Source organism: Micromonospora acroterricola (assembly GCF_003172955.1).
In the GTDB taxonomy this organism is placed as follows: domain Bacteria; phylum Actinomycetota; class Actinomycetes; order Mycobacteriales; family Micromonosporaceae; genus Micromonospora; species Micromonospora acroterricola.
The window spans coordinates 1-3,154 of record NZ_QGKR01000034.1; the positions used below are offsets into that span (position 1 = coordinate 1).

General features: G+C 75.2%; 4 protein-coding genes. 2 read left to right on the forward strand and 2 right to left on the reverse strand.

All coding sequences use genetic code 11. The features are described 5' to 3' along the window. Positions 1-153: 153 nt before the first annotated feature. Positions 154-726, reverse strand: a complete 573-nt coding sequence (locus tag DKT68_RS00345) for a hypothetical protein (protein WP_161556598.1) — start codon at positions 724-726, stop codon at positions 154-156. Positions 727-908: 182 nt separating this feature from the next. On the opposite strand from DKT68_RS00345, the gene DKT68_RS00350 reads away from it, so the two are divergent. Together DKT68_RS00350 and DKT68_RS00355 are read left to right on the forward strand one after the other, a co-directional pair. After that, the gene (locus DKT68_RS00350; RefSeq protein ID WP_109815453.1) at positions 909-1,742 is read left to right on the forward strand and encodes an SAM hydrolase/SAM-dependent halogenase family protein; all 834 of its coding nucleotides are present in this window, start codon (positions 909-911) and stop codon (positions 1,740-1,742) included. After that, positions 1,735-1,995, forward strand: coding sequence for a CPCC family cysteine-rich protein (locus DKT68_RS00355; protein ID WP_109815454.1), 261 nt, complete (start codon positions 1,735-1,737; stop codon positions 1,993-1,995). The genes DKT68_RS00350 and DKT68_RS00355 overlap by 8 nt, the downstream gene beginning before the upstream one ends. A gap of 7 nt (positions 1,996-2,002) precedes the next feature. On the opposite strand, the gene DKT68_RS31675 is transcribed toward DKT68_RS00355, so the two are convergent. Next, on the reverse strand, positions 2,003-3,154 hold a 1,152-nt coding region (locus DKT68_RS31675; protein ID WP_109815455.1), incomplete at its 5' end, for a hypothetical protein.

Sequence of the window (3,154 nt, forward strand, 5' to 3'; positions counted from 1 at the left end):
CCCGCTGTCTGACCCGCCCCAGCCGCCGGACGGCCAACGCCGGCGGGTCGCACCCTGCTGAGCGTGATACCTGTGCGGCATATGTATGACTCACAGGTATCACGCTCAGCAGACCGACATGTCCCTGGTCGCCGGCGCCACCGGGCGCGGTGCTCAGCGGAGGTTGGCGAGTACCTTCTCGTAGCGGGGACGTTCCGCGGCCGGGGTCTTCGCCTCCAGGTAGTTGAGCACCACCGCGCCACGCTGGTACGACTGGCCGCCCCACGTCTGGGCGATGTCACCGGCGCTGGTCTCGTCGGGGAACACGTACACCGTGACGGCGTCGGTCGCGATCAGCTCGGAGCAGCCCAGACCGAGCCCGTCCGGGCCACAGTCGATGGACCGGTCCTTCGGGTGCGGCACCTTCAGGCCGGCGGCCTTGAACGCGTCGACGACCTGCTTCGCGCCGGGCGCCCCGGTCGGCCGTTTGGGCAGCACCACGGGCGGCGGGCTGGCCGGGCGGCGCTCGGTCGGCCCCTGCGGGGTCACGGAGGGCGGGGAGGCGGCACCGCTGGCGCTGGACGGGGGCGCCGAGGGGCTCGACCCGCTCGGAGGATCGGTGGCCACCGGGGCCGGGACGGACGAGGCCGCCGCGTCCGGACGACCGGCGTCATCGCTGCCGCAGCCGGCGACGAGGGCCAGGGCGATCATGAGTACCCCGACGGCGGGCAGGCTCCGATGTGTCACCAGGGCAGTCTGCCCAACAGCGCCCGGCGGCGGGAGTGGCCGGTCGGCCGAGTGTGTTGTCCCATTTCCGCCAGCGTCCGGTCGACCGTGTGACGCGGGTACGTTCCGGGCCGGCGGAACGGACGCGGCATGCGGCTGGTCGGCGTGGACCGCGGGGCGGTGGACCGGGTTAGCCTGCGGGCATGTCCGCGACACCCTGGCTCTCGCTGACCACCGACTACGGTCTCGCCGACGGCTTCGTGGCCGCCTGCCACGGGGTGATCGCCCGGATCGCGCCGGCCGCCCGGGTTATCGACGTGACCCACCAGGTGCCGCCGGCGGACGTCCGGCGGGGCGCCGCCGTGCTGGCGCAGACCGTGCCGTACCTGCCGGTGGGGGTGCACGTGGCGGTGGTGGATCCGGGTGTGGGCACCGCCCGGCGCGGTGTCGCGCTGGGCACCCCGGGTGGGTTGCTGGTCGGCCCGGACAACGGCCTGCTGCCGGACGCCGCCGCCGCGCTCGGCGGGGTGACCACCGCGGTGGAGTTGACCGACCCGCGCTGGCTGGCCAGCGGTGTCTCCGCCACGTTCCACGGTCGGGACGTCTTCGCGCCGGTGGCGGCCCGGCTGGCGCTCGGCGCGCCGCTGACCGACGCGGGCCCGCGGATCGACCCGACCGGGTTGGTCCGGCTGCCAGCGCCGGTGGTGGCCGGGGACACCGAGGGTTTCACCGCCGAGGTGCTGACCGTGGACCATTTCGGCAATGTCCAGCTGGCCGCGCCGGCCGATCTGCTCGTCCCGCTTCCCGGGACGGTCGCGGTGGGCCCGCCGGCGCCGGCGCCGAGCCGGACGGCGGTGCGGGGACGGACCTTCGGCGACGCCCAGGCCGGTGGCCTGGTGGTGTACGTCGACTCGGCCGGTCTGGTCGCGGTGGCGGTCAACCTTGGACGGGCGGTGGACCTGCTCGGGGTCGCGCCCGGTGACCTCCTGCGGGTCGCCGGGTCATATTCGACTGTGGAATGCTTCCCCGGTGGGTGAACACGTGGTTCCCGTGGCATGTCCCTGCTGCGCCTCCCGGACCGGCGGCGGGACCTGCCCGGTCTGCTTCTGGACCGACGACGGTCAGTCCGACGCCGACGCCGACGCGGTGCGCGGCGGCCCCAACGGCGACCTGAGCCTCTCGCACGCCCGACTCAACTACGCCGTCTACGGCGCCAGCCACCCGCGCTACCAGGACATGGTGCGCCCGGCCCGCCCCGACGAACGCCCGGACGGCGCCCGCCGGGGCTGAGCCCGGATCAGCAGACCGGCACGGTGCCGCCGTACACCGCCGAGATGTACGCGTGGCTGACGTACTGCCCGGCGGCCAGGCGGTTCCACCGCGTGGTGGTGCGGTAGGGACCGGCCACCGACTGGCCGGTGACGTAACACTGGATCGGCACGTTGGCGAACCGGGCGGCGAGGCCCCGGGTCGGGTACGACGTGCTGGCCCCGGTGCGGATGTTGAGTGGCCCGTCGCCGACCACTCCGCGCGGCCCGCCACCGGTCCACAGGTAGGCCACGTCCACCCAGGCGTTGGTGGTGAGCTGCAGGCCGTCCCAGAAGGTGCCGTCGGCCAGGTCGATGCCGGCCGGGTTGAGCACGGTCCGCCCGAACTGGTCCCGCCCGCCGTTGTAGCCGGTCTGGTACGCGGCCTGCGCCTCGGGCCGGCCCTGGGGCAGGTTCTTCCAGTTCTCCCGGACGGCCGACGGGTTCCAGTAGTCGTCGCGGGTGTTCCACGGCCCGACGTCCCAGACCGGGGCGTACTCGCAGCGGGCGCCGGTGGTGGTGCAGACCCGCACGGTGTAGTCGCCGCTGTTGAGCGGGGACAGCCCGCGACGCGAGGGCAGGGCCGCGAAGTGGTCCCGCGGCTGGACGGTGCGGCCGTTGGCGGTCAGCTCACCGACCAGCCCGATCCGGGTGGCGTACACCCGGTAGGTGAGGCCGGGCGTGGCGGCGGAGACGGCGGCGGTCGCGTCGGCGGTGAGCTGGACGCCGCGTACGGTCGCGGTGGCGCCGCCGGCCGGCGCGGTGAGCACCACCCGGGTCTGCACCCGGCTGACGGGGCGGTCGAAGACGGCGCCCGCGGCGGCGGTCCGCCACTCGGTCCAGCCGCTGGTCCGCCAGCCCCGGACCTGCGCCTCCACGGTGGCGCCGGCGGGGACCGAGGCGGTGATGTCGGCGCGGACGCGCGTGGCCGGCCGGTGGAGGGTGCGCGGGGCGGTCAGCAGCATCCCCTCGGCGACCGCGCTGTGTGGGCTGCGCGGGCTGCGCCCGGCGGACCGCGCCTCGCGCAGCCGCAGGCCGGCGGCGGTACGCCGGACGTTGACGTCGTCGCGGTCGACGACGGACAGGTCGGCGTTCCACCGTTCGCCGCCCGGAGCGGCGGCGGTGAGGGTGATGGGTTGGGC